The sequence below is a fragment of the Bacillus marinisedimentorum genome, assembly GCF_001644195.2.
Classification (GTDB): domain Bacteria; phylum Bacillota; class Bacilli; order Bacillales; family Bacillaceae_O; genus Bacillus_BL; species Bacillus_BL marinisedimentorum.
Genome location: NZ_LWBL02000018.1, coordinates 11978 through 38884, shown reverse-complemented (window position 1 = coordinate 38884; position 26907 = coordinate 11978). Strand labels below are relative to the sequence as shown.

Sequence of the window (26907 nt, the reverse complement as noted above, 5' to 3'; positions counted from 1 at the left end):
AATATGGTTGTAGGAGATTTTCCGATCGAACTCGATACGTTGGTAGTCGGCGCGGGTCCCGGCGGTTATGTAGCCGCCATCCGTGCAGCGCAGCTCGGCCAAAAAGTAGCTATTGTCGACAAAGGCACGCTTGGAGGCGTATGCCTGAATGTAGGATGTATTCCATCCAAGGCATTGATCAATGCCGGACACCGTTATGAGTCTGCTGTACATTCTGAAGATATTGGAATTAAAGCCGAAAATGTAACAGTTGACTTTTCCAAGGTGCAGGAGTGGAAACAAAGTGTTGTGAAAAAGCTTACTGGCGGAGTTGAAGGGCTTCTTAAAGGCAACAAAGTTGAAATCCTGAGCGGGGAAGCATACTTTGTGGACAAAAACACGGTCCGTATCATGGATGAGAAGAATTCTCAGACATATACTTTCAACAATGTCATCATTGCCACTGGTTCCCGTCCGATCGAATTGCCGAATTTCAAATACAGTAAACGGGTTATCGATTCAACCGGTGCGCTGAACCTGAAGGAAGTTCCAAAACGGATGATCGTCATCGGAGGCGGCTATATTGGAACCGAACTCGGGACCGCTTATGCAAACTTCGGCACCGAAGTGGTGATCCTTGAAGGAGCAAAAGAGATCCTTAGCGGCTTTGAAAAGCAGATGTCATCGCTTGTTAAGCGCCGACTCAAGAAAAAAGGCGTGAAAATACACACTGAGGCCATGGCTCAAGGTGTGGAAGAGACGGAAGAAGGCGTGAAAGTAACTGCTGAAATTAAAGGCGAGACGCAAACTTTTGAAGCAGACTATGTGCTTGTCACTGTCGGTCGCACACCGAATACGGATGAAATCGGCCTTGAACAAATCGGTGTTGAAATGACCGACCGCGGGGTGATCAAAATTGATGAACAGTGCCGTACAAACATCGACAATATCTTTGCGATCGGTGACATTGTGGAAGGGCCGCCGCTAGCCCATAAAGCTTCTTATGAAGGCAAGATCGCAGCAGAAGCAATCAGTGGTGAAAAATCCGTTATCGACTACCAGGCAATTCCTGCAGTCGTGTTCTCCGATCCGGAACTGGCCACTGTCGGTTTGAGTGAAAAAGAAGCCGAAGAACAGGGTATGGAAGTGACCGCTTCCAAATTTCCATTCGGAGCGAATGGACGTGCACTTTCTCTCAATGATGCAGATGGCTTCATGAAACTCATCACCCGTAAAGAGGATGGGTTGATTGTAGGGGCGCAGATCGCAGGCCCAAATGCGTCGGATATGATTGCGGAGCTTGGCCTTGCGATTGAAGCAGGAATGACAGCGGAAGATATCGCATTGACAATCCATGCTCATCCGACACTTGGTGAGATCACGATGGAAGCGGCAGAGGTAGCTCTTGGCAGTCCGATCCATATCGTGAAGTAAAAAATGACATGTGACAGCCCCACCCAAAGTGGCGGGGCTGTTTTTTATTGTTTAGGAAGTTATAAAATGTAAGCGTTGTGGATAAAAAGCCAGAAGGGAATCGTCCGGCTCCAGGCGCCAGCGGCTATCGTCATAAGCGGTGATCCCCTCCGGGAGGAAAGAGCATCACCGCTTATGCGTATGCCGCTAAGCGGGGCGCCTTATGCATTTGTTCTGAATTTAAACACCCCCTGAAAACTGGTGTAAAAGCAGTTTTCAAGGGGTTGGCATATAGGCGGTATCCTTTATTGTTCATTCAGAGTCCTGACCAGGTTATCGATAATGAAGTCTTCCGATTGTTTGCCTTCTATCATCGTCAGGACTTCCTGTTCCTTTACGACGACCAGACATGGATAATGATTAATTTCAAGTCCCTCCGCATATTTGTTAAGATCCTGTTCGGAAGAAACAACAGAGACGTTTTTCAGTTTTTCAGGAAAGTCCTGTTTTAGCTCAAGCAGGGCATCAAAGTATTCCCCTTCATGGTCCATGTATTCTTCATCGGAAACAAGGAGTAAATGATAGCCGGAACCGGCTGCTCCCTCATCTCCCTGGACGCTGTTTTCCAACTGGCAGCTTGAAAGTGTGAAAATAAAAAGCAAAAGGATAAAAGGAATATATTTCTTCATTGCTGACCCTCACTTCTTCGGTGAAAAAATGCAACTTTAGACACATTCTAACACGCTTCAACGCGTATTCCGGCAATGTCATGGATTTGTTACAAAAATGAAACCTATAGTTACACTGCTGTGCATACAATGAGGATGAGCGTATTTTTATTTTATAAACACGCAAGCAAAGGGGTCCGGGGCAATGCATAAACACTTTATCGTTTTCAGTGTCCACATGTTGATCTGGAGCGGATTCTTATGGGCGATGGATTTGGCAGCCCATGACCATATCAGATATCGGATCATATTCATGGCTGTAGTCTTCTACATATCCTACTACATTGCTGCTCAGGTTCTGCAAAACAAACAACTTGCCGCCGGGCTGTCCATTCTCAATTTTCTGCTTTTTTTCGGCGGACGGGCCCTTTATCTCTGGGTGTTTTATTATTTATAGGCTAATCTGAAAATCGTCTATACCCAACATTGTCTTTTACCATCGTTTGCTTATAAAAAGAGGGCTTCAGAATGCAAAATCCTCTGCCTGATTAAGGCAGAGGATTTTGTTTTTTATAAGGGGAATTGCCAGCAGGGAAGTATATCAGCCCGATGCCCGATTTTAAGAATATAGATAAGTGCAGCCGGGTCTATGTCTTCTTCTAAGGCTTGCCAATCTGCGAGCTTTCTTTATGCCATTAGTATTCTGCTTTGCGCAGAAGTTTTTTTTGGCGCTGTGAGATAAATTGCAAATCTTCAAGAACATCATGCATCGTCAGAAGCTCAAACAATATGATGGTTTGAGATGAAAAATGGTGGCGGTACCGATCAGGATGTTCTTCAGACATATCTTCCTTCAAGTGCCAGAAAGCGTCATCAAGTTTCTCGATATCTTTATAGTGCAGATCCGGTATCCTATTCTCCGAGTCTCTGAGGATTTCCTTGATGGAGGAAGCGGTCTTCAGTAAAAGTTGTTTTTCCTTTAGAGAAAAAGTGTCCGGAGGCACCTGCAGATATTGCAGGTTGCTGATATGAAAGACAATTTGCTGCAGCAGATTCAGTTTCTTTTGCGCGTAATGGAATGTCCTCATATCCTTCGTCGTATGTTTATGATAGCGCCACTCGGCTCTTTGATAGTCACAGAGCTGATATGTCCGCTCGAGGTCCCTGCGCAGTGACTGATACAGCATCTGTGACGGAGGAGCCGGATGTTTTTCCGGCTTGACCAAATGTTTGATTGTAGCATCCAGCACGTCCGAAGCTTTCGTCATCGTTCTATTGATATTCCGATTAATCATTGGATAATATTTCGGAGGAAGAATAAGGAAGTTGACAAGCGTTGAGACTGTAATCCCCGTTGTGGTTGTTCCAAGCCTTACAAAAAACGCGCTTAAAAAGTTATCGGCGGTTCCAGGAATCATGGCAACGGCAGTCAGTGTGGCAACGAGTATCCCGGCGTCCAGATGAAGTTTATGCAGGATAAAAATCGTGAACGTAGCCGCAAGAGCATATGCAGCCGCCGATTCGCCAAGAAAGGCCGTAAAGGTAAGTGCGAATGCAGCCCCGATTGCCGCAGCAGGAAGCCTGATGAATCCTTTACGGATCGAATCGGAAGCTGTCGGCTCCACTGTCACAATAGCGGTTATGACAGCAAAAATAGCGGGCCAATCCAGGAGCAGGCATATGAATGCTGTTAAGAATACGGAGACGCCTGTTTTTAATATTCGTCCTCCGACGAGACGGAGCTCTTTTATTTTTGTAAGGATTTTCATGGTGACCAACCTAACGTATATGTAATACCTCCATTATAATACAAAAACGGCCAATCTTCAGCACCACCGACTTTAGGTTTATTTTTTAGAAATATAAGGAAAGGATCAACAGAGTATATTATAATAAACGGGTACGAACGACCTGTAAACAACATGAATAATAAACGGGTAGGAACGACCTGTAAACAACATGGGGGAGTTAATGATGAAACGAATGATTATATCGCTTCTGGCCGCACTTGTCATTACATCAGGATGCGCTTCGGGAGACACTGCGGGAAATAACTTTGAGGAAGAGGCGGAAGCAGCCCAGACCGGGGAAAAAGCCGGTGTGGCAACTAACCCTCAGGAAGAAAAACAAAGCGGAGAATCCTCTGAAGAGCAGGATGCTGAAGATGAAACTTCGGATGGAGAAGACCGGGATATCCAGCAAGAGGAAAGGGACGCTGATCCTGCATATGAACTGAAAGCAGCAAACTGGACATTAGAGCCGATTAATGATGCAAATGGAAAGGTCACTTTGATCACAATCGACGATGCACCTGATAAATATGGCGTGGAAATGGCCAAAACATTAAAGAAGCTGGAGGCACCGGCAATTTTCTTTGTAAACGGGCATTTCATTGATACGGATGAAGAAAAGGAAAGACTTAAACAAATACATGAAATGGGTTTTCCAATCGGCAACCATACATATAGTCATGGGCGCCTGGATAAATTGTCAGTCGAGAAACAGACTGAAGAAATCGTGAAGCTGAATAATGAGATTGAGGCAGTGACAGGTGAGAGGCCAAAATTTTTCCGGGCACCTTTCGGCATCAACACCGATCATTCCAAAAAAGTCGTCGAGGAAGAGGGGATGCTCCTTATGAATTGGACGTACGGGTACGATTGGGATAAAAACTATACGACAAAAGAAGCACTAAGTGATATCATGATCAATTCCCCGTATCTGACTGACGGAGCCAACCTGCTCATGCACGACCGTGAATGGACAAATGCAGCACTGGAAGACATAGTTGCCGGCCTCCGCGGAAAAGGCTATGAAATGCTGGATCCAGCGCTGATAAAAGTACCTGAATAATATAAACAAACATCAAGCCCTGCCAGCATTGGCAGGGCTTGATTTAGGCGGGGCATTGGAGCCCTGTCACTTCCTTTTATAATAGTACATGATTCGGCCATTAAAGAGATGCAGTTCCCCCTGCAGTTTTTTTGACAGGAACTTGGCGAATTCTATCGCTTTAGTAAAGTCACCCTGGGTAGATCCATCCGGCAGGGTGATTTGAATGTGCTGAATCGTATGTATATCTTCTTCCTCGGCACTCTCCACTTTTTCTTCCCCGATTCCGACCAAAATCATATAGTACCGTTCTTCATCGGATTTTAAATAGAACCACTTACCTTCTGAATCGCTGCGCTCTTTTATGGCGTATGGAAAAGCGGCTTCATCATACGACCAACCAAGTTGTTCACCGGTTTTATGCGTTATATCCTTATAATAATGTAAAAAATCTTTCACTTCATCCAATGTGATGGATGTTTGCAAAGAAGCAGGTACGAGTTTAATAAATGCACTTTTCCCCATAGCTATCCCTCCCGAAAAATAAAACGGTTTCTTTCCTTTATTATCTTAGCATTCATTTTGGAAAAAGGGAATGAGAGCCGTTACAACTTAATGAATGATTACAGGATTGATACACTTTCGATAAAAATGGGCCGTTTTCACCAATAGTTTATAACTGCAAGTGAAATGGACGGTAATTGCTTCCCTAATACCGGCTTGGCGGTTATATGTGAAAGCTGATTGATGCCAATCGAATAAAGGAAACCATGAGAAATATTGATGAATCACAATTATGGCTTTATGAGAAGAAGGGTGTTGCAACTGAGTGGATTGGAGCGAATGCCTGCAGGGGAAAGGAACGGGAAAGCTCCAGAATAGATTACTATGATTTTCACAAAAATATTTTTTCCATTAAAAGGTGCTTTAGTTGAAGGGCAAATTTAGATAAAGGGGTATACAAGATCTGTACATAATAGATAGACTTCCAGATATCCTTTTGTTTCCTGCTGTTCTCCCTATCTGACGTTATCAATAAATGAGCCATAAGAAGGAAATATAGAAAACATTTGCATATTGATGAAAAGAGGCATATAATTATAGTCAGAATATTATAACATCTGAAAGGTGGGATCGTAGATGGATATTTTTGATAAGTTGTACGATGAGTCTGAAAAAGTGAAGGTCCGTTTTATCGGTTTCACAACCGATGATGTCCGTTACGATTTCGGTCTGGTTTACACGAATATGTTTTTTGGAAAGCCGCTCGTTGTCTGTATGCAAACCGGCCGGTCATCTCTGCTGGATGTTACTGACTTGAACGATTTGGATCACATCAAAAAGATATTCAACATTCCTTCAACAAAGGATGCAGCGGATCTCGCCTCATTCTTCGAAGAAGCATTGCCAACCTCATCACTTGAAACTCAATACGATTGAATCAGGTAAAAGGGAGCCGGGAGAGGCGCCCTTTTCTGTTTCCCCAACTTTTTTTATAATTATCTCTTTTCCAATACGATGGTGTTTTCCTAAAGCGTTGGATAACACTCTCCTGTTCATAATAGAGGTTGAATGGAGCGGATGTGAGATACACTTTCAGAGGGCAACGTACAGATCAGACCCGGCAGGAGCATCGGGTCTGATAAAGTTCTATAAGGTAAACCAGTCTTTCTGATAAACCCCGCTAAATCGTTTACATACACCCAAAACAGGGTAGATATTTTTAAAAGCGGCTAATTATGTCATACAATTTAGCCTTGACATTCTAAATATGTCATATTAATATGGTATTAACAAAACGTTAAGCGTTTACATTGCCATAATTAAATCCAAAGGGGCTGAAATGATGGGAACAATCGTATGTCAGGTTTGTGAATCAACTGTAGGACACTTTGAGGATGAAAAGGTTACAACCTTATATGGCAAATGCCCGGGCTGCGGGTCTAATAAACAAGAAGAAAAGAAATAAATCGTAATACCCTTTCTAACAGCGAAAAAGGCTGACACATATCGTGTCGGCCTTTTATTTTTTGGAAATTAATAGATTTAATGGGAATGGAAGCATTGGACATCATTACCGGTATTTCATTTTGTCAGCTGCAGGTGTCCGGCGGCCGTCCTCATTAGCAGCTCAGGGCCTCAGGAAGTGAGACTTGTAGCCGGCTTCAGGCACCAGCGGCAATGTGGGCGATGGCCTCCTCCGGAAGGGAAAAGCGCCTGCCTGCAGGTACCCCGGTTCTTTCGTACCCGCTGAACGGGCGCTTTGCATATCTTAGATAATCGCATGGTGTTCTTTAATGACTCTCAATTGTTTCAGTTGTTCGTCTTCAGGGCCCTGTACGGGCAACCCGGCTTCAAGGTTTTTTTCGATATAATGGAGGTTTTCCTTTGTTATGATTTCTCCGGGAATGAAGATCGGGATGCCGGGCGGATACACCATAATGAACTCAGCGATGATCCTGCCGGCAGACTGCTCAAACGGAATGAGTTCGGTATCGGCATAGAATGCATCTCGCGGAGACAGTGACAGGACGGGAATTTCCGGTACCTCGACTGTTACTGTTTCCCGGCGGCGCGTCCCTTCAGCGGAAAACTTATTTGACAACTGCTGGAGCGCTTTTACGAGTGTATCGAGATTTTCCTCCGAGTCCCCAGGTGTGATGATGCAGAGGATATTATACAAATCAGAGAGTTCCACCTCAATGTTATAATTTTCCCGCAGCCAGAGCTCCACATCATGGCCGGAGATTCCAAGTTCCTTAACGGAAATGATGAGTTTTGTCGGATCGTAATCATAAGTTGCCTGGGTGCCGGTTTTTTCTTTGCCGACACAATATAAATAAGGGATGCTATTGATCCGGTTCCTTGTTTTCTCGGCCTTTTGCAGCGTTTCTTCAATGAGCTGCCTCCCTTCAGTTGCAAGCCGTTTTCTGGCAACATCAAGACTTGCGAGGAGCAGATAGGAGGTTGAGGTGGTCGTCAGCATGCTTAAGATCGACTGGACCCTTGCAACCGGGACAAGGCCTTCCCGTACATTCAGTACGGAACTTTGCGTCATGGAGCCGCCGAGCTTATGGACGCTTGTAGCGGCCATGTCAGCTCCTGCCTGCATGGCGGATAACGGCAAAGCTTCGTGAAAATGAATATGTACCCCGTGGGCTTCATCCACAAGTACGGGCACTTGGAAGGAATGGGCAATATCCACAATCTCTTTCAAATTTGCAGAAAAGCCGAAGTAGGTCGGATTGATGACAAGCACACCCTTTGCGTCAGGATGCTGTTCAAGTGCCCTCGAAACGGAATCGGGTGTGATGCCGTGCGATATACCAAGTTCATTATCCAGCTCTGGATGGATGAAGATTGGAGTAGCGCCGGAAAAGACGATTGCGCTCATAACCGATTTATGGACATTGCGCGGAACGAGAATTTTATCTCCGGGCCCGCATACGGTCATCACCATAGTCATGATGGCACCGCTTGTCCCCTGAACTGAGAAAAAAGTATGATCAGCGCCGAAAGCTGCAGCAGCCAGATCCTGTGCTTTTTTTATCATTCCGTGCGGATGATGGAGATCATCAAGCGGCGCGATATTGATCAAGTCGATGGAAAGGGCGTTGCCGCCAATGAATTCGCGGAAATCAGCATCGATACCGTTTCCTTTTTTATGGCCGGGTATATGGAATTGAATCGGATCGGAAGCAGCGTGTTTCTTTAAACCGGTAAATAACGGTGTCTCATTTTGGGACATACACTCACCTCATTACACTTTTTACCTAAAACAACAGAATTATAGCAAAAGAATTCGTTCTTTAAAAGGCAGCTGCCCTGAAAAGAATTTCAGAGACCGTAAAAAACAGCAGATGGCTGTCCTGTATGCTTTTTTGTAAGAACCATATTATCATTACCCCATACGAATGGTTTATCACCAGGATGCAAAATGAAACATGCAGTTTGCAATGAGTCACCGCTCGCAAGAATTATAGCATGCTTGACAGGAATTGCAGCTGAAAGTAGCGAAAGTGTTACATCGGTATAAAACTAAGATGATCCTTCGGAGGTGTTTTTGTGGATTGGAATACAAGGGTTACAGAGCTGCTTGGGATTGAATATCCCGTCGTTCAAGGCGGGCTGGCCTATCTTGCTTATTCGGAACTCGCATCCGCTGTGTCAAACGCCGGCGGACTCGGACAGATTACGGCCATGTCACTTCCTGATGCAGATTCATTGAAAGAGGAGATCAAAAAGACGAAAAGTAAAACAAATAAACCGTTTGGCGTCAATTTTGCGATCGGGCAGCACGGCCGCCCTTTTGAGCATATGGTGGAAGCGGCGCTTGAAGAAAATGTCACTGTCATTTCCGTGACAGGCGGTAATCCGGCTCCGCTATTTGATATGCTTGAAGGGACAGAGGTCAAAAAGCTTGTTTTGACCGCAGGCAAGCGCCAGGCTGTTAAAGCGGAGGAGCTTGGTGCTGATGCAGTCATGGTCGTAGGACAGGAGGGCGGCGGTCATCTCGGACGCAGTGATACAGGAACAATTGTCCTTGTTCCGCAAGTGGTGGACGCGGTCGATATCCCTGTTATCGCTTCAGGAGGCATCGGTGACGGCCGGGGACTTATGGCGGCACTTAGCCTTGGTGCCGAAGGGATTGAAATGGGTACCCGCTTCATCGCTGTAAAAGAATGTGTGCACGCCCATCCGGCATATAAACAAGCGATCCTGAATGGAAGTGAAACGGACACTGTCGTCATTAAGCGTGCAATCGGGACACCGGCACGGGCTCTTGCCAACGAATGGACAGACAAGATTCTTGAAATAGAAAAACGAACACCTGATTATGAAGCGCTCAAAGACTACATAAGCGGGACTGCCAATAAACGGTACATTTATGAAGGCGAAGAAACAAAGGGGTTTGCATGGGGTGGACAGGTGATCGGCCGCATCCACGACGAGCCGGAAGCGGCCGTTTTACTGAACAGGATTCTGAGGGAAGCTGAAGAGATCCGCAGAAAGTGGTGCCGCTGATTTGCATAATGCGGCCGGAATCCTCTAAACTGTTGGATACAGAATAACGAAAGTTGGTGAGATGGTGGAATATACGTACCCGATTTCGTATGACTGGTCCAAAGATGAAGTGGTTGATGTCGTCAACTTTTATCATTGTGTAGAAAAAGCTTACGGAAAAGGTATCAACAGAGAGGACCTTCTCGCAGTTTACCGGCGTTTCAAAGAAATTGTTCCATCAAAATCGGAAGAAAAGCAGCTCTGTGGCCAGTTCGAAAAAGAAAGCGGATTTTCGTGCTATCGGACGATTCAAAAAGCGAAACAGCTGGAGCAGGGTGACCTTATAAAGATGCAATCAGCCTCTTCCAAGTCAAAGTGAAAAAGCGCCCTGGGGGGCGCTTTTTTCTGGTAAGAGGTATAAAAAACGCAACTGGCGATGTCCCGCTGCGGACATCAGCGGCTAATGACAAAGACGTTGCCAATTCGTAAAGGCGCCTTATTGCATAGACATTTTGTACATCGGCATTAATGTCTGATACGTTTCTTTCGCAAACTGGTAGACTTTTTCGCCGTTCTTAAGCATCGGGTCATCGGAATAAATTTTCCGTCCGAGCAGAAACTCGCCTTTTTTAACATCACGGAACCTTTCAAGCGTGCTGATCAAATTTTCCTTTGTCAGCGGCAGGTCATCTTTTTTCATATGGTCGGGTGAGATCAAATAACTGTCCGGAAGCTGGGAAAGGATATCCTCAGAACTTTCGAGAAATGTTTTCGCTGCTTTTTCCTTATCGGGCATTTCGTATATATAGGCAAGCCAGAGAAAGACGTGGTCATCGAACAGCCCGAGCTGAAAGTGCGGGTGTTTTTTATATCCGCGTTTATCATGGGCAATTGCCAGCCAGGTATCCTTTGGAGGGTTTTTAGTCCTTCTTGCATGTTTTGCGATATGTAAGTGCATTTCATTCCCCGCAAAGGCGGCAACATCTTCGGCAAGGGCACTGCCGAGCGAGCTGAACTTTGGCTGAATCCGCTCTTTGATCGCTGCCATGCGGTCATCAAGGCCTTCGATTTGGAATGTTTGAAAGTCTTGTTTTGTAAATCCGTCAAATTGCATGTACTCACTTCCTTCTACAAAATTAATCAAGTTTTTTTATATTATACCAGAAACCGCCAAACATAAACGCTCACATGCTCGCCGGGATTGCCGATAACGCTGGTATCATGTAAAATAGAAGTAAGCCGACTGGCTGCAAGGACCCCCGGCCATCCGCCCCTTTCACTTTTTTTGGAGCAGAAGAGATTGCGAATTCTGTACTTTTGAATACGATAAAGTATAACAGCTGAAGATTCGATGCCTTTTAGCAGTCATGCATGTTTACAAATGCCGCAATGGTGGAAATAGTTTTGTAACCTAGCATAGTTGAAAGGATCGGCACATAAGCTGTTATTACAAACAAATCAAGATATCAGAATATTTAAAAAATAACAGTTTGGCAATGTTCCTTTTTCACAAAAATTTGGACAGAGGGGTGTAATGATTAATGAGACAGGTCGTTGAAGCCTTAAGAAGGACAGATGCTGAAAAAAGAATCCCAGTTGTCAAATTAGAAATCGATTATGAACTAGCCACACTATACGATGCTATGGTCTCTAAAGATAGCGAAGGGATCACTGCCAGCAAACGGAAACTTGAGCATCTACGCAAAGAATTGTTGCAGCTTGAAGCATAAATAAAAATAGAACAGATGAAAAAACGAACCTGGTTTAGGTTCGTTTTTTTGTTGGGAATTATGTCATAATAATAGCAATACTAAATTGATGAAACTGATAAAAGAAGGTGTAAAGTACATGGAAACCGATTATTGGATGGAAGTGGACCAGCAGGCGAAGCGGTGGATCAAAGAAGCTGGCCGGCTTTTGAAGGACTCTTTTTCAAGTGAAGTGCAAGTGCGCTTTAAAACAAACCCTGCAGATCTCGTGACAGAAATGGATAATAAGATCGAACAGTTTTTTTACGACAATATCAAGAAAACGTATCCTGAACATCGGGTGCTCGGTGAAGAAGGAGAAGGGGACGACGTGACGTCCCTTGAAGGCACCGTCTGGATGATCGATCCGATTGACGGGACGATGAATTTTGTGCACCAGAAGCGCCATTTTGCAATTTCGGTAGCCGTTTATCATGAAGGCGAAGGCGTGATCGGACTGATTTACGATGTTGTAAGTGATGATCTTTACCATGCGGTGAAGAACAGAGGGGCATACTTGAACGGCGGCAGACTCCCGCAGCTTGAAAAGGTTGAAGTGGACCGATCCGTCATCGGGATGAATTCCAACTGGGTTGCCGGCAACCGGGTAGTTGATGCTGCAATTTTACGGAAAATGGTGAAGGATGTGAGGGGGGTTCGTTCCTATGGGTCGGCTGCGATCGAGCTTGCTTATGTCGCTGCCGGGATACTTGATGGATATATTACAATGCGTCTCTCTCCGTGGGATTTTGCCGCCGGCTTAGTGCTGATCAAGGAAACAGGCGGAACAGTCACGACCGTTCACGGAGATCCGGTCGACTTACTCGGCCGGAACTCAATTTTTGCTGCAAAATCAGATTTGCATGAGGCGCTTTTAACCAGATATATAAAAGGCGGAAAATAATGGAATTCAACGGCAAACTCGAATATCGCGCCCTGCGGGATACCGATACAGCCTTTGTCAGCATGCTTGCCGGGGAATCTCCTGATTGGGCCGAAACTGAATTGGGTGAGAGTGAAACGGCCGCCGACTTTATCCGGAAGTACCGCGGAACCGGAGGAGAGTTCAGGGTCTGGCAAGTCGGAGGTACGGACACCGCCCTCAGCTACCATATCGATAAAGCGGAAAGCAACCGGAAACCCTGGCTCGGTACGATACTTGTCCGCCGCTCGGCAAGGGGGAAGGGGATCGCATCAGCAATTGTCTGGAAGCTGGCATCAGAATGGAGAACAAAAGGGGAGCGTGCCACATTTTGCGGAGTTCCGGCAGATAAGATGGACTGGCCGCTTTTTTTAGGGAAAATCGGTTTTGAGCAATTGAAAATCGAGCAGGATGAAAATGAGAAGGAATTCCTTGTAATGGTGCTTCCGCTTGACGTATAAACGGAAAAAGGTAAGATCTGTCCGGTCAGATCTTACCTTTTTCACGCAGTTTCTTTCTTGTCGTGAATCCGCCTCCAACCACTGCAATTGCCCCAAGTGCAGCACCAATCATTCCGGCAATACTCCGTTCGCCGATTGCAATGCCGATCAGCATTAGGAAAGCGACCCCTGCTATTGAAAAACCGAGGAACAAAAGGTTGATTTTATTCATGCTTTTCCCTCCTCCTGCTCCTTAGTGTACTAGAAAAAAGCATGATTGGGAATAAGGTGCCGGCTCCGTTAACGGGAAAAGCACAAACTTCAAACTTGTGATATAATAGTTTGGTTATGAAATAATTTGGGAGTGAAATAAATGACAGCTAAGCGTGAAGATATACGAAATATTGCGATTATTGCCCACGTTGACCACGGGAAAACAACACTTGTCGACCAGTTGCTGCATCAATCAGGAACATTCCGTTCCAATGAACAAGTGCAGGAGCGGGCGATGGATTCAAATGACCTCGAACGTGAACGAGGCATTACCATTCTTGCCAAAAATACAGCGGTAAAATTTAACGATACCCGCATTAACATCCTTGATACACCTGGACACGCCGATTTCGGAGGCGAAGTCGAGCGCATCATGAAAATGGTTGATGGCGTTCTTCTTGTTGTGGATGCTTATGAAGGCAGCATGCCGCAGACTCGGTTTGTTCTTAAAAAAGCGCTTGAACAACAATTGAAACCTATTGTTGTCATTAATAAAATCGACAGGGACTTTGCAAGGCCCCAGGAAGTAGTCGATGAAGTCATCGATCTGTTCATTGAGCTTGATGCGGATGAAGACCAGCTTGAATTCCCGGTTGTTTATGCTTCTGCCATTAACGGGACGGCGAGTCTTGATGCCGATAAGCAGGATGAGAATATGAAGTCCTTATTCGAAACAATTGTAAAAGAAGTTCCTGCCCCTATTGAGAATGCGGACGAGCCTCTGCAATTTCAGGTTGCAATGCTTGATTATAATGATTATGTCGGAAGGATCGGAATTGGGCGGGTATTCCGTGGAACAATGAGAGTCGGTCAGCAGGTTTCCCTGCTCAAACTCGACGGTTCGGTGAAAAACTATCGCATCACGAAGCTATTCGGATTTGAAGGATTGCGCCGCGTGGAAATTAACGAGGCAAAATCGGGCGATCTTGTCGCGGTTTCCGGCATGGAGGAAATCAATGTGGGTGAAACCGTTTGTCCGCAGGAACATCCCGAAGCACTTCCTATACTCAGAATCGATGAACCTACCCTCCAAATGACGTTCCTGGTGAATGACAGCCCATTTGCCGGCCGGGAAGGGAAGCATGTAACAAGCAGAAAACTCGAAGAACGCCTCCGTGCGGAGTTGGAAACAGATGTAAGCCTTCGTGTCGAAAATACAGCTTCTCCGGATGCCTGGATTGTATCTGGACGGGGCGAGTTGCATTTATCCATCCTTATAGAAAACCTGCGGCGCGAAGGGTATGAACTGCAAGTATCAAAACCTGAAGTGATTGTCAGAGAAATTGACGGTGTAAAATCTGAGCCGGTCGAACGGGTTCAAATCGATGTGCCGGAAGAATATACAGGAGCGATCATGGAATCGCTCGGTGCCCGAAAAGGCGAAATGCAAAATATGTCTAATAGTGGAAATGGGCAAGTTCGTCTTGATTTCCTGGTGCCTTCCCGGGGCTTGATTGGATATTCGACTGAATTTCTGACCCAGACCAGGGGATATGGTGTGCTGAATCACACGTTCGAAACATATCAGCCGATGATTTCCGGGCAGGTCGGCGGCCGCCGGCAGGGAGTGCTTGTTGCTATGGAAGGGGGAAAAACTTCCCAGTACGGCATTATGCAGGTTGAAGACCGCGGGACCATTTTTGTGGAACCAGGCACAGAAGTTTATGAAGGGATGATTGTCGGTGAGCATAGCCGTGATAACGACCTCACTGTAAATGTCGTCAAGACGAAGCATGCCACCAATGTCCGGTCTGCTACCAAAGACCAGACAACGACAATGAAAAAGCCGCGAATTTTGACATTGGAAGAATCGTTGGAGTATCTTAATGACGATGAGTATTGCGAAATCACACCGGAGTCCATACGCCTTCGGAAAAAGATCTTGAATAAATCCGAGCGTGAGCGAGTGGAGAAAAAGAAAAAACTTGCCTCGAAAGATCAGTGATTGATATGTAATCAGAAAGGGGAAGGAAAATGCTCATTTCTGCTTCTGAAGAAATAGTTGTTAATCCGGATGACCTCTCTTCTGTTGCTGTGATGACAGGCATCATTGACAACCCAGTGGCAGGCTTTTGGCTGCTTTACCTTGTCATTGTTGCGCTATCCATCATTGTTTACAAGCTCGGTTTTGCCAAAAAGCTGCCTGTATTGAAATCGGCCGTCGTTTATTTCGCCTTGTTCCTCGGCTGTCTGCCTCTGGCCTTTTTTGGTATTGCCTATCCCGTTGCAGAGGGGCTGTTTGTTGCTGCACTTGTATTGGGGATCTACAGATTCAGGCTTCACCGCTCTAAAACGGAAGCCTGAGTGAGGGGGACTCTTGATGAAATCTTTGCAGGATGTACTTTATAACTGGTTAACGATCAAAGTGGTTGCCGATGCACGCCCTGATGATGAGGCTGCCCGGGAAACAACCAGGCATTTCCGTTCTCTGCTTAAAGAAGAACACGGAGTGGAAACGGTTGAGATCGAAAAAGATGATATTATGTACTATGTTCATTATGAACATGGTGGGGAACGCAAGAAAACACGTTTCCCTATCGAATTGATCGATATCATGATCACCCAGATTGAAAGTGAGCCGGAAAAGTACAAAAATTACGAATAGGTTTTTAAACAAAAGCTGCCGGAATGTTTCCGGCAGCTTTTGATTTCAATATATTGGATGTTGGAATGGGGAGTTGATTCCTGCTGCAGGGACTCGCTTTAATCTTAGTCACAAATGCAGCATCCGTTCTTGCTTCCCTCCTGTCTGCCACACTCACGACTTCCTGCGGATGCCTCCGCTTATGCGTACGCCGCTGGCCGGCGCCTTCCGCATTTCGTATTGTCCAGCTGCGAGCACCAGCGGCTAGTGACATAAGCGGTGGCCTCCTCCGGAAGGAAAGATCGCCTTCCTGCGGAGGCCCCCGCTTATGCATACGCCGCAACCCGGTGCTCTCCGCATTCCTTTGTTACCAATCATTATCTTTTTGTGATCCCTTGTACAGGCGGAAGCTATCGGTTGAAAGACGTTTATTTGTTCTTGCTTCGATTCGTTCATCGCAGGACTTGCACATATATGTATGTATTGGCCTGTTCCTGAGCCTTTTTGCCTGCAGGGTTTCATCTTCAATCGTTTCGATTTTATCGCAGATTACACATTTTACGCGCATTTTTTCACCCCGATTAGTTGTAAATAAGAAAGTAATATTCAAATAAAAATGATGTCTGGCGTACTCATGCACCGTTAACCGGCACTCTCCGTATTTCTCAGTATAACATGAAAATCGAACATACAGGAACTGCATGTGAACCATCCCATTTTACAGTTGGCGGCGAAAGGGTATAGTATTAAAGGGAGAATAATAATTATTTAGCTGGAGGTTAGATGTATGGCAAACAGAGTAGAACAATCTCTTACTGATGAACTGATTCCATTGCTGCAAAAAGAACGCTATGTATTACTGTCCACGATCGACCACCAATCCGGGGCACCAAATTCCAATGCGATTTCATGGGCTTTCGCCGCTGACAAAGACCATGTGCGTTTTGCTGTTGATAACCGTTCCCGGATCGTTGAAAACATCCGGAAAAACGGGAGTGTCACGTTGACGCTTATCGGCAATGAAACCACTTATGCCATCAGCGGGGATGCTTCCGTTAAGCATGAAAAAATGGAAGATGTGCCTCTCAAGCTGGCAATGCTTGAAATAGCTGTGAGCGAAGTCCGCGATGTCATGTTTTATGGTTCCAAAATTTCCGTTGAACCGCAGTATGAGAAAACATATGATGAACAGGCTGCCGCAAAGCTGGACCGGCAAGTAATGGAAGCATTGAAAAATGGATAAATGAAAGACCGCCTCTTTATTTGTAAGGGGGAGTACAAAGAAGAAAAGAGCACACCAAAAAGCAGTCCAATTAGCAATAGAATTGGGCTGCTTTTTTTGATATTACTCTGTCAAAGTTTGTTGTTGATACTTCGCCATGAGTAAATACAAAAGAATAACTAAGCAAGATTATGGCATTAGTAATGCGCTTTTAAACCGTGATTTCCACTGCAGGGGCTCGCTTTCATCCAAGGCACAAGTATAACCGAAGGGAAGCAGGAACGGATGTCGCACTTGCGCCCATTGGTGAAAGCCAATACCTGCAGCGGAAAGGAACGGGTACACACAGGGATTATTTATTCCGTTAAGGGTGCGATTGTTGACTAAGACATAAAAAAGAGACGCTCTAAGTTTACACTCAGAGCGTTTTCCCATGCTGAAACTAATGTACCTTGTCAATTTGTTTGGTAAAACGAATGTTGTTTTACGTTGTATGTGTAATTTTGCACTTCGTAACCGAACCCGGTACTTTAATTGAGGGCGGTCTTTTTTTCGGCCGGGAGCCGCATTATTCACTGCCTTTTTCGATATTCCGGTTTGATTCTCGGTTTTGCTGCTGCTGAAGTTCGCGCTGCTCTTTTTCTGAAAGCTGCTGGTCGTTTTCGTCGGTAGGATCTGCATTGTCTGTTTCAGGCTGTTCCGGCACTTGCGGCATGATTCGGCCCACAATTGCAGCAAGTTCCTCAACAACACCGCCGACCGGCTGGCCCTGGCGAATTTCCCTGGCTATTTCACGGAGGCGGCTGACGGTATCCGCATCGGCTATGACGACAGCATCTTTTCCGTACGGGTCATTTTCAAGGCTTTCTGAAACGGAGTATTTAATTGTGCCGACGCGTGAGCGGTCAAGTTCTGAGTTGACATCAATTCCGACAACAGCATAAGGTCCAGCCACAACAGCTGTTGCATCATTGACATTCGGAACACTGCTGGCGAGATTAACTAGATGTTCGGCGATTTCCTGAGACGTTTTATCCTCTGTTTGTGTTTCATCCGACTGTTTCACCTTTATCAGCTCCGCACGATCGGCCTCATTTTCATTTTCAGCCTGCGTTTGGGCGCATCCGGATGTGACCAGGATTGCAGCCGTAAATAAAAGCGCGGTATGACGCTTAAATCCCATAAGGTTTTCATCCTTTCTTCTGCAATTCGTTACTGCTGGTTGTTATTCAATATTGTTGAGATTTTCGTCTAAGTTTATACAAGTTTTCATATATTAAAAGCAACCGGGGGTTATGGATTGAATAACGTCAGGAGGCGGAAGCTTGAGTAAAATTTATGTACTCGATACGAATGTTTTATTACAGGATCCGCAATCTCTTTATTTTTTTGAGGAAAATGAAGTGGTAATACCGGCGGTCGTGCTTGAGGAGTTGGATTCGAAAAAACGGAATATGGATGAAGTTGGAAGAAATGCGAGGCAGGTATCCAAATTGATTGACGGACTGCGTGATAAAGGGAATCTCCATCAAAATGTTTCGCTTGAAAACGGCGGAACACTTCGAATAGAGCTTAATCACCGTTCATTCCGGTCGCTGCAGGAAATATTTGTTGAGACAACAAATGATAATAGGATTCTTGCGGTAGCATTGAATCTCTCGCTTGAGGAAAAAGAAAAAGAGGACGGAAAGAAGGTTGTTCTAGTCAGTAAAGATGTGCTTTTGCGGGTAAAGGCGGATGCCCTGGGAGTGGAGGCTGAGGACTTCTTACATGACAGGGTGATTACCTACGACCGGGGATACTATGGGTTTGCGGAACTGTTTATGGCAAAAGAAAAAATTAATGACCTGTATCAGGACGGCGAATTAGACGTCAGTGTATTGCCCGGCGGAATAGTTTATCCGAATCAATTCATTGTGATGAAAAGTGATGCCGGTGATTCGGCCTCTGCACTTGGAATTGTCGATGAGCATGTGAAGAAGGTGAAAAGATGTTATCTGGATAATGACCAGATATGGGGGATCAGGCCCAGGAATGTACAGCAGACGATGGGCCTTGAATTGCTTCTCAGGCGCGATATTTCCCTTGTGACTTTTGTCGGAAAAGCGGGTACGGGTAAAACGCTTCTGGCGCTGGCGGCAGGGCTGCTGCAGACAGAAGATCTCGGGATATATAAAAAGCTGCTCGTAGCCAGGCCGATTGTTCCGATGGGAAAAGACCTCGGTTATTTACCTGGTGAAAAAGATGAAAAGTTAAAACCGTGGATGCAGCCGATCCTTGATAATCTTGAATTTTTGTTCAACACGAAAAAACCCGGTGAACTTGACCATATCCTGGCTGGCATGGGATCAATCCAGGTTGAGGCGCTGACTTATATACGGGGAAGAAGCATCCCGGAGCAATTCATCATTATCGATGAAGCCCAGAATTTGACCAAGCATGAGGTGAAAACGATATTAACCCGGGTTGGCGAGGGCAGTAAAATTGTTCTGATGGGAGATCCGGCACAGATTGACCATCCTTATCTTGATGAATTCAATAATGGCCTCACTTATGTCGTGGAGCGGTTTAAAGAGCAATCGATCGCCGGGCATGTACGGCTTGTTAAAGGAGAAAGGTCAGGTCTTGCCCAGATTGCTGCGGACCTGCTCTGACTGAAATGGGAAAAGCTGCCCGTACAGGCTCATCATACTGTGTCATATGGATGCAGCACCTGGCAGCTTTTATCCCGAATATGTGTTATTTGACTATCAGCTTCACAGCATTCTTTATCGGATTGTGCCGGTTGCTTCCGTCCGCGAAATAGATATGGACGGGGCCGTCTTCGCGCAGCGGCTTCCCGTCTTCACTGAATGCCAGGATGAGCCCGAAAGCATCGGTGATCGGCACGGCTGTTTCTTGTCCATCCCGTGTTTCTATAATGAGGGATTTCGATCCTTCACGGGGCCCGGCGTTGTCCAGAAATGGTTCGAGTACCATAGCGTATGTGCCATCCAGGAGTTTCTCTTTTTTGAATTTGTCTGTGCTCATTTCGACCGGCGGCTCAACCGCATCGACTCTCGTTTCCCGGTCCCATTGCCTTGCGATTGACCGGTCATCGTCTTCCTCGTTTCTGCTGCTGCTTTTGTTAGCAAAGGCCTGATCCATTTCCACTTTTCTATCATCAAAAATCCACACACCCGGATCAAGGGTGATTTTATATTCAACATTTCCTTCAATTACGATAATGGACAACCTTGTCTCCCCCCTATATGTTTCTTTTTGCTCGATTTCTATGTAACCTAGTATAAGGGTTACGCTTTTTTTTGTCACACTTGGGGAATATACGGGTAAGGATGCAAGAAGAAATGCTCATGCCTGTTTTTCCTGATCGTATGTCAGGTATCTTCAGTCAGGAAAGTTTGATAAGGTTTAAACAGAGGTGATGGTATATGATTTGCCGGACTGATGAAGAACTTGAAGAACTCGTTGAAAGAGCCAGACCTGAAACGGAAAATGGAAAAGTGGCTGATTACATACCGGCTCTTGGAAAGGCGGATAAAAACGGTCTTTCTGTAGCCTTTTATACGAAATCGGATGGATGTTACTCAGCAGGGGATGTCCAGGAACAGTTCACGCTGCAAAGTATATCGAAGGTAATAACACTTGCTGTGGCACTTATGGATAGAGGAGAGGAATATGTGTTTGACCGCGTCGGAATGGAACCGACCGGAGACCCTTTCAACTCGATCGCGAAGCTTGAAACCTCTGTTCCTTCAAAACCTCTGAATCCGATGATCAATGCAGGCGCACTGGCTGTCACGAATATGATATACGGGAACACGGCCGGGGAACGGCTCGGCAGAATTTTGCAGCTTGTCCATGACATGACGAACAACACGGACATTTATTATTCGGAAGAGGTAGCCCGTTCCGAGTTCGAGACGTCCTTTTTGAACAGGTCATTAAGCTATTTCATGAAACAGCACGGGATCATCCAGGGGAATGTGGATGACCTTCTGGATTTATATACAAAACAATGTGCCATCGAGGTGAATTGCCTGGATTTGGCTCGCATAGGACTCGTATTTGCCCTTGACGGCATTGATCCGGAAACGAACCGGAGGATCATGCCGGAACATATTGCCAAGATTTGCAAGACGTTTATGGTTACATGCGGAATGTACAATTCATCAGGCGAGTTCGCCATCAAAGTCGGCATACCTGCAAAAAGCGGGGTTTCCGGCTGTATCATGGGTTCAGTGCCCGGTGAAGAGGCAGTCGGCATAGGCATTTATGGGCCGGCGCTGGATGAAAAGGGGAACAGCATTGCCGGTGTGCGCCTCCTTGAGATGCTTTCAAACAGATACCGCCTCAGCATGTTCTGAGCCATCTTTATTGAAGCTTTCCTCCGCCTGGATAATAAATAACCTGGAAATTGTTTGATTCTTGCATTTTCCTTTATAAAAGGATAATATAATAAGACAGGTGTGCTATTGCTCGTGATCGGAGGGATTCATTTTGGCGTCTAAGATAGCTGTTGATCATCGTGAAAAGGCTTATGCCCTTCTCAAAGCGGATGCTGACAAAATACGCCGCTTGATAGAAGTCCAAATGGATAATTTGACAATGCCGCAATGTCCTCTATATGAAGAGGTGCTTGATACACAAATGTTCGGGCTGTCAAGGGAAATTGACTTTGCTGTCCGGCTTGAGCTCATTAGCGAAAAAGAGGGCAAGGACCTGATAGAAGGACTTGAACGTCAATTATCTGCTTTGCATGAAGCATCCACGAAGTCATAATATAAAACTCAAACTTGCCCGACAGGCAGTTTGAGTTTTTTTATACATAATAGTTGAAAACCATCCCTATTTTTTCACTTTCTGAAAACCATCCCGATAAAAAATCGCCATGTAACTGCTTACAAAAAGAAAGAATTGCCGGAGACAGCAGGATTTCTGCACACTTACGCGAAGTATGTTCTATGAAACTATGAAATCAGGATTTTCATCGACAGGAAGGGAACAACAGGCTATGATTAAAAAAATCCTTAAATTTTATGTCCAATCTTATGATTATTCACTCATCATCCTGCCGTTTTTGCTGATTATGTTCGGCCTGGTCATGGTTTACAGCGCCAGCATGGTTTTCGGTCCGACGGAGTTTGATGTGGAAAGCAGCTTTTTCTTCAAACGCCAGTTCATTTGGGCGATTGCGTCGATTGCGGCATTCATCGGGGCGCTGCTCCTCCCTTATAAAGCTTATTTTTCAATGTTTAAATACATTGCCATCGGAACAGTGATTCTGCTTGTTGCAGTCCTGATTTTCGGCCGGGTTGCCGGTAATGCCAGGTCATGGATCCAGGTGTTCGGCTTCAATATCCAGCCTGCCGAAGTTGCCAAGCTTGGCATCATCATTTATCTGGCCGGAATTTTTTCGAAAAAGCAGGCTTACATAGAAAAATTCAGCCAGGCAGTGATTCCGCCCCTGATTTTTACTCTAGGCGTGTTTATGCTTGTGTTCATCCAGCCTGACCTTGGTACAGGCATGATCATTCTCGGGATAGCGGCTACTGTTGTGCTTTGTTCAGGAATGAGGCCTAAACATCTGTTTGGCTTAATTGGGCTTGGGGCTGCCGGAATTGCCGGCCTGATCACTCTGTTCATTTCGGAAAATCAGTCATCACGGTTTGTGGCCGCTTATGATCCGTTTTCCAGGCCGAGCGGGGAAGGGTACCAGCTCATCAATTCCTACCTTGCCATCGGCCATGGCGGATTGACAGGTCAGGGACTGGGTCAGAGCATTCAGAAATACGGTTACTTGCCTGAACCGCATACTGATTTTATCCTCGCCATCATTTCAGAGGAACTCGGCATTTTCGGTGTCGGTTTTGTCATTATCAGCATTGCTTATATTGTGTTAAAAGGCCTGTCAATTGCACGCAGGATAGATGACACGTTCGGCAGTTTGCTGGCTGTGGGGATTTCAGGCATGATCGGCATCCAGGCTGTTGTCAACATTGGAGCCCTGACCGGATTGCTTCCCGTCACCGGGGTACCGCTGCCGTTCATCAGTTACGGCGGGTCATCCCTCGTCCTGTTGATGATTTCGATGGGGATCCTCGTTAATATCTCGAGTTTCGCCAATCAGCAAAGGAAAAAGGAAAGGCAGCACGATACACATATTTCCAGTACTGTGTGAAAAGTTACTAGTTAACTTTCCTATATATCTGCAAATCAATGAATCAACTAACAGAGGAGGAACATAATGGGCAGAAAAGAAAAAGAAGTCCGAATCAAGAAAGTGCTTGTTGCCAATCGCGGCGAAATTGCCATACGTGTTTTCCGGGCTTGTACGGAGCTTGGAATCCGGACGGTTGCGGTTTATTCAAATGAAGACAACGGTTCATACCACCGTTACAAGGCGGATGAAGCTTATTTGATCGGCGAGGGGAAAAAGCCGATCGATGCATACCTGGATATTGAAAGTATCATTGAAACGGCGAAAGCAAATGACGTGGACGCCATTCATCCGGGATATGGCTTCCTTTCGGAAAATATTCATTTCGCGAGGCGGTGTGAAGAAGAAGGAATCATTTTTATTGGACCGAAAACTAATCACCTTGATGTTTTTGGCGATAAAGTAAAAGCGCGCCAGCAGGCGGTCAAGGCTGGCATTCCGGTCATTCCGGGGACGGACGGACCTGTAACATCACTGGATGAAGTCAGAGATTTCGGCCGGGAGCACGGTTATCCGATCATCATCAAAGCCGCTCTTGGCGGCGGCGGCAGAGGCATGCGGATTGTGCGCAGCGAGGCCGCACTTGAAGAATCGTATGACAGAGCCCGCTCCGAGGCGAGGGCAGCATTCGGGAGCGATGAAGTATACGTTGAAAAGTTTGTTGAAAATCCGAAACATATCGAAGTGCAGATTCTGGGGGACCACGACGGCAATATTGTCCATCTGTATGAAAGGGACTGTTCCGTACAGCGCCGCCATCAAAAGCTTGTTGAAGTGGCACCAAGCAAGTCACTAGCAGACTCGGCCAGGCTGGAAATATGCGATTCGGCAGTTCAGCTGATGAACAGCGTCGACTACATCAATGCCGGGACAGTGGAATATCTAGTCACGGAAGACGGATCATTCTATTTTATTGAAGTGAATCCCCGCGTACAAGTTGAACACACAATTACGGAAATGATTACCGGAGTCGATATTGTCCAGTCGCAAATCCTCATTGCTGAAGGCCATGCACTCCACAGTGATAAAGTGGGCATTCCGCATCAGTCTGACATTAAAATAAGGGGTTATGCGATCCAGTCACGGGTTACAACAGAGGATCCGACAAACAATTTTATGCCGGATACAGGCAAAATCATGGCTTACCGCAGCGGCGGCGGTTTCGGTGTAAGGCTTGATGCTGGAAATGCCTATCAGGGTGCGGTAATTACCCCGCATTACGACTCACTTCTCGTAAAGGTCTCTACGTGGGCGCTGACTTTTGAACATGCTGCAAGCAAAATGATCAGAAACTTAAAAGAATTTAGAATAAGGGGGGTTAAAACAAATATTCCATTTCTGGAAAATGTCATCAAGCATGACCAGTTCATGAACGGGGAATATAATACATCATTTGTGGACACCACGCCGAAGCTGTTTGTATTCCCAAAACGGAAAGACAGAGGGACAAAGATGCTGTCATTCATAGGGCATACAACTGTCAATGGATTTGATGGCACTGAAAACAAAAAGAAACCGCTATTCAGCAAGCCCCGCATTCCTTCATATAAGCGGTCGGAAGATTTCCCATCCGGTACAAAACAAATCCTTGATCAACGCGGTGCTGATGGTCTTGCAGCCTGGGTGAAAGATCAGCATGAAGTTTTGCTTACAGATACGACCTTCAGGGATGCCCATCAGTCTCTGCTTGCAACAAGAATGAGGACGTATGACCTTTTAAAAGCGGCCGAGCCGACAGCAAAGATGGTCCCGGAACTTTTTTCCATGGAAATGTGGGGAGGAGCGACTTTTGATGTCAGCTACCGGTTCCTTAAGGAAAGTCCGTGGGATAGGCTTTTGTCCATGAGGGAAAAAGCGCCGAACGTGCTGTTTCAGATGCTGCTTAGGGCATCGAATGCTGTCGGATACACGAATTATCCTGATAATCTCATCAAAATGTTTGTTGAAAAGTCAGCATATGCCGGCATAGATGTTTTCAGGATTTTCGATAGTTTGAACTGGGTAAAAGGGATGACGCTTGCCATTGATGCTGTGCGGGATTCGGGAAAAATAGCGGAAGCCGCCATTTGCTATACAGGGGACATCATGGATCCTTCCCGCAGGAAGTATGATATCGACTATTATAAAAATATGGCAAAAGAATTGGAAAGTTCCGGTGCGCATATACTTGGCATCAAAGATATGGCAGGATTGCTGAAGCCGGAAGCTGCATACAGGCTCGTTTCCGAGTTGAAGGAGACGGTGGATATTCCAATTCACCTGCACACCCACGATACGAGCGGAAACGGAATCTATACGTATGCTAGGGCTGTTGACGCGGGTGTGGACATTCTTGATACAGCAATGAGCTCGATGTCAGGCCTTACATCCCAGCCGAGCGCGAACTCTCTGTATTATTCGCTGCAGCATCATAAACGGCAGCCGCAGGTTGACATTAACGCATTGGAATCGCTCTCCCATTACTGGGAAGACGTCAGGGATTACTACAGCGACTTCGAGAGCGGCATGGATGCACCGAATACGGAAGTATACTTTCATGAAATGCCAGGCGGTCAATACAGCAACCTCCAGCAGCAGGCTAAAGCTGTCGGCTTGAATGACCGCTGGGATGAAGTGAAGCAAATGTACCGCCGGGTGAACGATATGTTCGGGGATATTATCAAAGTGACCCCTTCGTCCAAAGTTGTGGGAGATATGGCTCTGTATATGGTGCAGAACCACCTCACTGAGGACGATGTGTATGAAAAAGGTGACAGCCTTGATTTTCCGGACTCAGTCGTTGAGTTCTTCCAAGGTTATCTTGGCAAGCCGTATCAAGGCTTTCCCCGTGAACTGCAGCAGATCATCCTGAAAGGGCGCACGCCGCTTGAAGGCAGACCGGGGGAAAACCTCGAGCCGGTTGATTTCGACGAATTGAAAGAAACTCTTTACCATAAACTGGACAGGCCGGTAACAAGCTTCGACTTGCTGGCATATGCACTTTATCCGAAAGTATTCATGGATTATGAAGCATTTTATGAGCAAAATGGTGATATGTCGGTCCTTGACACCCCGACATTCTTCTACGGAATGCGCCTTGGCGAGGAAATCAATGTTGAAATTGAGCAAGGGAAAACGCTTATTGTCAAATTGATCTCAATCGGGGAAGCACAGCTGGATGGCACGCGGACAGTTTACTTTGAATTGAACGGACAGCCGCGTGAAGTCGTAGTGAAAGATGAGTCGGTCAAGACGGCAGTTACTGCAAGGCCGAAAGCGGACCGGGCCAATCAGAGCCATATCGGGGCTTCCATGCCGGGTACCGTCATAAAAGTGCTGGTGGAAAAAGGTGAGACAGTCCAAAAAGGCGATCATCTCATGATCACAGAAGCCATGAAGATGGAAACGACCGTTCAGGCCCCATTTGCCGGAAAAGTGAAAGATGTGTTCGTTAAAGACGGCGAAGCTATACAGGCACAGGATCTGTTGATTGAAATGGAATGATGCTAAAAAAAAACGGATGGACCTTCAAATCACTGAGGGCCATCCGTTTTTTCATTGTTAAGGAAATTATAAAATTCAAGTATTGTGGATAAAAAGCCAGAAGGGAAATCGTCCAGCTC

Annotated in this window: 30 protein-coding genes; 20 read left to right on the top strand and 10 right to left on the bottom strand. The window is 45.9% G+C overall.

The genetic code is table 11. From position 1 onward, the window contains the following. Window positions 1-3 precede the first annotated feature (3 nt). A complete protein-coding gene (gene lpdA, locus A4U59_RS05930; protein ID WP_066176414.1) occupies window positions 4-1413 on the top strand; it encodes a dihydrolipoyl dehydrogenase in 1410 nt (469 codons plus the stop codon). A gap of 284 nt (window positions 1414-1697) precedes the next feature. Here the strand turns inward: lpdA and A4U59_RS05925 are convergent, their stop codons facing one another. Beyond that, window positions 1698-2081 carry a hypothetical protein gene (locus A4U59_RS05925; protein ID WP_066176411.1) on the bottom strand — a complete coding sequence of 128 codons (384 nt, stop codon included), beginning with the start codon at window positions 2079-2081 and terminating at the stop codon, window positions 1698-1700. A 184-nt stretch (window positions 2082-2265) separates the two neighbouring features. Between A4U59_RS05925 and A4U59_RS05920 the strand changes: the two genes are divergently transcribed. Continuing rightward, the gene (locus A4U59_RS05920) at window positions 2266-2517 is read left to right on the top strand and encodes a hypothetical protein (RefSeq protein ID WP_066176408.1); all 252 of its coding nucleotides are present in this window, start codon (window positions 2266-2268) and stop codon (window positions 2515-2517) included. 238 nt (window positions 2518-2755) lie between these two features. Here A4U59_RS05920 and A4U59_RS05915 read toward each other — a convergent pair whose 3' ends face one another. Beyond that, on the bottom strand, window positions 2756-3829 hold the full coding sequence (locus tag A4U59_RS05915; RefSeq protein ID WP_066176404.1) for an FUSC family protein: 1074 nt from the start codon (window positions 3827-3829) through the stop codon (window positions 2756-2758). Between the two features lie 205 nt (window positions 3830-4034). Here A4U59_RS05915 and A4U59_RS05910 point away from each other — a divergent pair, with 205 nt between their 5' ends. Continuing rightward, a complete protein-coding gene (locus A4U59_RS05910; RefSeq protein ID WP_083270681.1) occupies window positions 4035-4913 on the top strand; it encodes a polysaccharide deacetylase family protein in 879 nt (292 codons plus the stop codon). Window positions 4914-4979: 66 nt separating this feature from the next. Here A4U59_RS05910 and A4U59_RS05905 read toward each other — a convergent pair whose 3' ends face one another. Beyond that, a complete protein-coding gene (locus tag A4U59_RS05905; protein WP_066176397.1) occupies window positions 4980-5417 on the bottom strand; it encodes a DUF1885 family protein in 438 nt (145 codons plus the stop codon). A gap of 245 nt (window positions 5418-5662) precedes the next feature. On the opposite strand from A4U59_RS05905, the gene A4U59_RS21980 reads away from it, so the two are divergent. From A4U59_RS21980 to A4U59_RS20800, 3 genes are all read left to right on the top strand, one after another. Beyond that, entirely contained in the window at window positions 5663-5827 is a 165-nt protein-coding gene (locus tag A4U59_RS21980; RefSeq protein WP_211274905.1) for a hypothetical protein, read from the top strand. Window positions 5828-6032: 205 nt separating this feature from the next. Beyond that, a complete protein-coding gene (locus tag A4U59_RS05900) occupies window positions 6033-6332 on the top strand; it encodes a DUF3055 domain-containing protein (protein ID WP_066176390.1) in 300 nt (99 codons plus the stop codon). 406 nt (window positions 6333-6738) lie between these two features. Beyond that, entirely contained in the window at window positions 6739-6861 is a 123-nt protein-coding gene (locus A4U59_RS20800) for a GapA-binding peptide SR1P (protein ID WP_083270680.1), read from the top strand. A gap of 303 nt (window positions 6862-7164) precedes the next feature. Here the strand turns inward: A4U59_RS20800 and A4U59_RS05895 are convergent, their stop codons facing one another. Beyond that, window positions 7165-8640 carry an aminotransferase class I/II-fold pyridoxal phosphate-dependent enzyme gene (locus tag A4U59_RS05895; protein WP_066176387.1) on the bottom strand — a complete coding sequence of 492 codons (1476 nt, stop codon included), beginning with the start codon at window positions 8638-8640 and terminating at the stop codon, window positions 7165-7167. A gap of 317 nt (window positions 8641-8957) precedes the next feature. Here A4U59_RS05895 and A4U59_RS05890 point away from each other — a divergent pair, with 317 nt between their 5' ends. Both A4U59_RS05890 and A4U59_RS05885 read left to right on the top strand, forming a co-directional pair. Further along, a complete protein-coding gene (locus tag A4U59_RS05890; RefSeq protein ID WP_066176384.1) occupies window positions 8958-9917 on the top strand; it encodes an NAD(P)H-dependent flavin oxidoreductase in 960 nt (319 codons plus the stop codon). A gap of 64 nt (window positions 9918-9981) precedes the next feature. Then, a complete protein-coding gene (locus A4U59_RS05885) occupies window positions 9982-10275 on the top strand; it encodes a UPF0223 family protein (RefSeq protein WP_066176495.1) in 294 nt (97 codons plus the stop codon). Window positions 10276-10392: 117 nt separating this feature from the next. On the opposite strand, the gene A4U59_RS05880 is transcribed toward A4U59_RS05885, so the two are convergent. After that, a complete protein-coding gene (locus A4U59_RS05880; protein ID WP_066176381.1) occupies window positions 10393-11010 on the bottom strand; it encodes a YktB family protein in 618 nt (205 codons plus the stop codon). Between the two features lie 427 nt (window positions 11011-11437). On the opposite strand from A4U59_RS05880, the gene A4U59_RS05875 reads away from it, so the two are divergent. From A4U59_RS05875 to A4U59_RS05865, 3 genes are all read left to right on the top strand, one after another. Next, on the top strand, window positions 11438-11626 hold the full coding sequence (locus A4U59_RS05875) for a hypothetical protein (RefSeq protein ID WP_066176378.1): 189 nt from the start codon (window positions 11438-11440) through the stop codon (window positions 11624-11626). Between the two features lie 118 nt (window positions 11627-11744). Beyond that, on the top strand, window positions 11745-12548 hold the full coding sequence (locus tag A4U59_RS05870) for an inositol monophosphatase family protein (protein ID WP_066176375.1): 804 nt from the start codon (window positions 11745-11747) through the stop codon (window positions 12546-12548). Then, window positions 12548-13027: a hypothetical protein gene (locus tag A4U59_RS05865; protein ID WP_066176372.1), complete on the top strand. Its 480-nt coding sequence runs from the start codon at window positions 12548-12550 to the stop codon at window positions 13025-13027. The genes A4U59_RS05870 and A4U59_RS05865 overlap by 1 nt, the downstream gene beginning before the upstream one ends. Window positions 13028-13052: 25 nt before the next feature. Here A4U59_RS05865 and A4U59_RS05860 read toward each other — a convergent pair whose 3' ends face one another. Further along, the gene (locus A4U59_RS05860) at window positions 13053-13238 is read right to left on the bottom strand and encodes a YlaF family protein (RefSeq protein WP_066176369.1); all 186 of its coding nucleotides are present in this window, start codon (window positions 13236-13238) and stop codon (window positions 13053-13055) included. Between the two features lie 141 nt (window positions 13239-13379). Between A4U59_RS05860 and typA the strand changes: the two genes are divergently transcribed. The 3 genes from typA to A4U59_RS05845 all read left to right on the top strand — a co-directional run bounded on the left by typA (window position 13380) and on the right by A4U59_RS05845 (window position 15884). Beyond that, the gene (typA, locus tag A4U59_RS05855) at window positions 13380-15224 is read left to right on the top strand and encodes a translational GTPase TypA (protein ID WP_066176366.1); all 1845 of its coding nucleotides are present in this window, start codon (window positions 13380-13382) and stop codon (window positions 15222-15224) included. Between the two features lie 92 nt (window positions 15225-15316). After that, window positions 15317-15583, top strand: a complete 267-nt coding sequence (locus tag A4U59_RS05850) for a YlaH-like family protein (RefSeq protein WP_106406304.1) — start codon at window positions 15317-15319, stop codon at window positions 15581-15583. Between the two features lie 16 nt (window positions 15584-15599). Continuing rightward, complete coding sequence (locus tag A4U59_RS05845) at window positions 15600-15884, top strand: hypothetical protein (protein ID WP_066176360.1); 285 nt, start codon at window positions 15600-15602, stop codon at window positions 15882-15884. Window positions 15885-15888: 4 nt separating this feature from the next. Here A4U59_RS05845 and A4U59_RS05840 read toward each other — a convergent pair whose 3' ends face one another. Further along, a complete protein-coding gene (locus A4U59_RS05840) occupies window positions 15889-16137 on the bottom strand; it encodes a hypothetical protein (protein WP_066176357.1) in 249 nt (82 codons plus the stop codon). Window positions 16138-16230: 93 nt separating this feature from the next. Further along, entirely contained in the window at window positions 16231-16431 is a 201-nt protein-coding gene (locus tag A4U59_RS05835; RefSeq protein WP_066176353.1) for a YlaI family protein, read from the bottom strand. 219 nt (window positions 16432-16650) lie between these two features. Here A4U59_RS05835 and A4U59_RS05830 point away from each other — a divergent pair, with 219 nt between their 5' ends. Further along, complete coding sequence (locus A4U59_RS05830; RefSeq protein ID WP_066176351.1) at window positions 16651-17106, top strand: pyridoxamine 5'-phosphate oxidase family protein; 456 nt, start codon at window positions 16651-16653, stop codon at window positions 17104-17106. 547 nt (window positions 17107-17653) lie between these two features. Here the strand turns inward: A4U59_RS05830 and A4U59_RS05825 are convergent. Further along, window positions 17654-18268, bottom strand: coding sequence for a YhcN/YlaJ family sporulation lipoprotein (locus tag A4U59_RS05825; RefSeq protein ID WP_066176349.1), 615 nt, complete (start codon window positions 18266-18268; stop codon window positions 17654-17656). Window positions 18269-18410: 142 nt separating this feature from the next. Between A4U59_RS05825 and A4U59_RS05820 the strand changes: the two genes are divergently transcribed. Beyond that, complete coding sequence (locus tag A4U59_RS05820; protein WP_066176346.1) at window positions 18411-19739, top strand: PhoH family protein; 1329 nt, start codon at window positions 18411-18413, stop codon at window positions 19737-19739. 85 nt (window positions 19740-19824) lie between these two features. On the opposite strand, the gene A4U59_RS05815 is transcribed toward A4U59_RS05820, so the two are convergent. After that, window positions 19825-20319 (bottom strand): hypothetical protein, encoded by a 495-nt coding sequence (locus A4U59_RS05815; protein ID WP_066176343.1) that lies wholly within the window; start codon window positions 20317-20319, stop codon window positions 19825-19827. 197 nt (window positions 20320-20516) lie between these two features. Here A4U59_RS05815 and glsA point away from each other — a divergent pair, with 197 nt between their 5' ends. The 4 genes from glsA to pyc all read left to right on the top strand — a co-directional run bounded on the left by glsA (window position 20517) and on the right by pyc (window position 26788). After that, on the top strand, window positions 20517-21452 hold the full coding sequence (gene glsA, locus A4U59_RS05810; protein ID WP_066176341.1) for a glutaminase A: 936 nt from the start codon (window positions 20517-20519) through the stop codon (window positions 21450-21452). A gap of 133 nt (window positions 21453-21585) precedes the next feature. Then, window positions 21586-21867, top strand: coding sequence for an Fpa/YlaN family protein (locus tag A4U59_RS05805; protein WP_066176338.1), 282 nt, complete (start codon window positions 21586-21588; stop codon window positions 21865-21867). 232 nt (window positions 21868-22099) lie between these two features. Continuing rightward, window positions 22100-23266: an FtsW/RodA/SpoVE family cell cycle protein gene (locus tag A4U59_RS05800; RefSeq protein WP_066176493.1), complete on the top strand. Its 1167-nt coding sequence runs from the start codon at window positions 22100-22102 to the stop codon at window positions 23264-23266. 66 nt (window positions 23267-23332) lie between these two features. Continuing rightward, the gene (pyc, locus tag A4U59_RS05795) at window positions 23333-26788 is read left to right on the top strand and encodes a pyruvate carboxylase (RefSeq protein WP_066176335.1); all 3456 of its coding nucleotides are present in this window, start codon (window positions 23333-23335) and stop codon (window positions 26786-26788) included. Window positions 26789-26907: the final 119 nt, after the last annotated feature.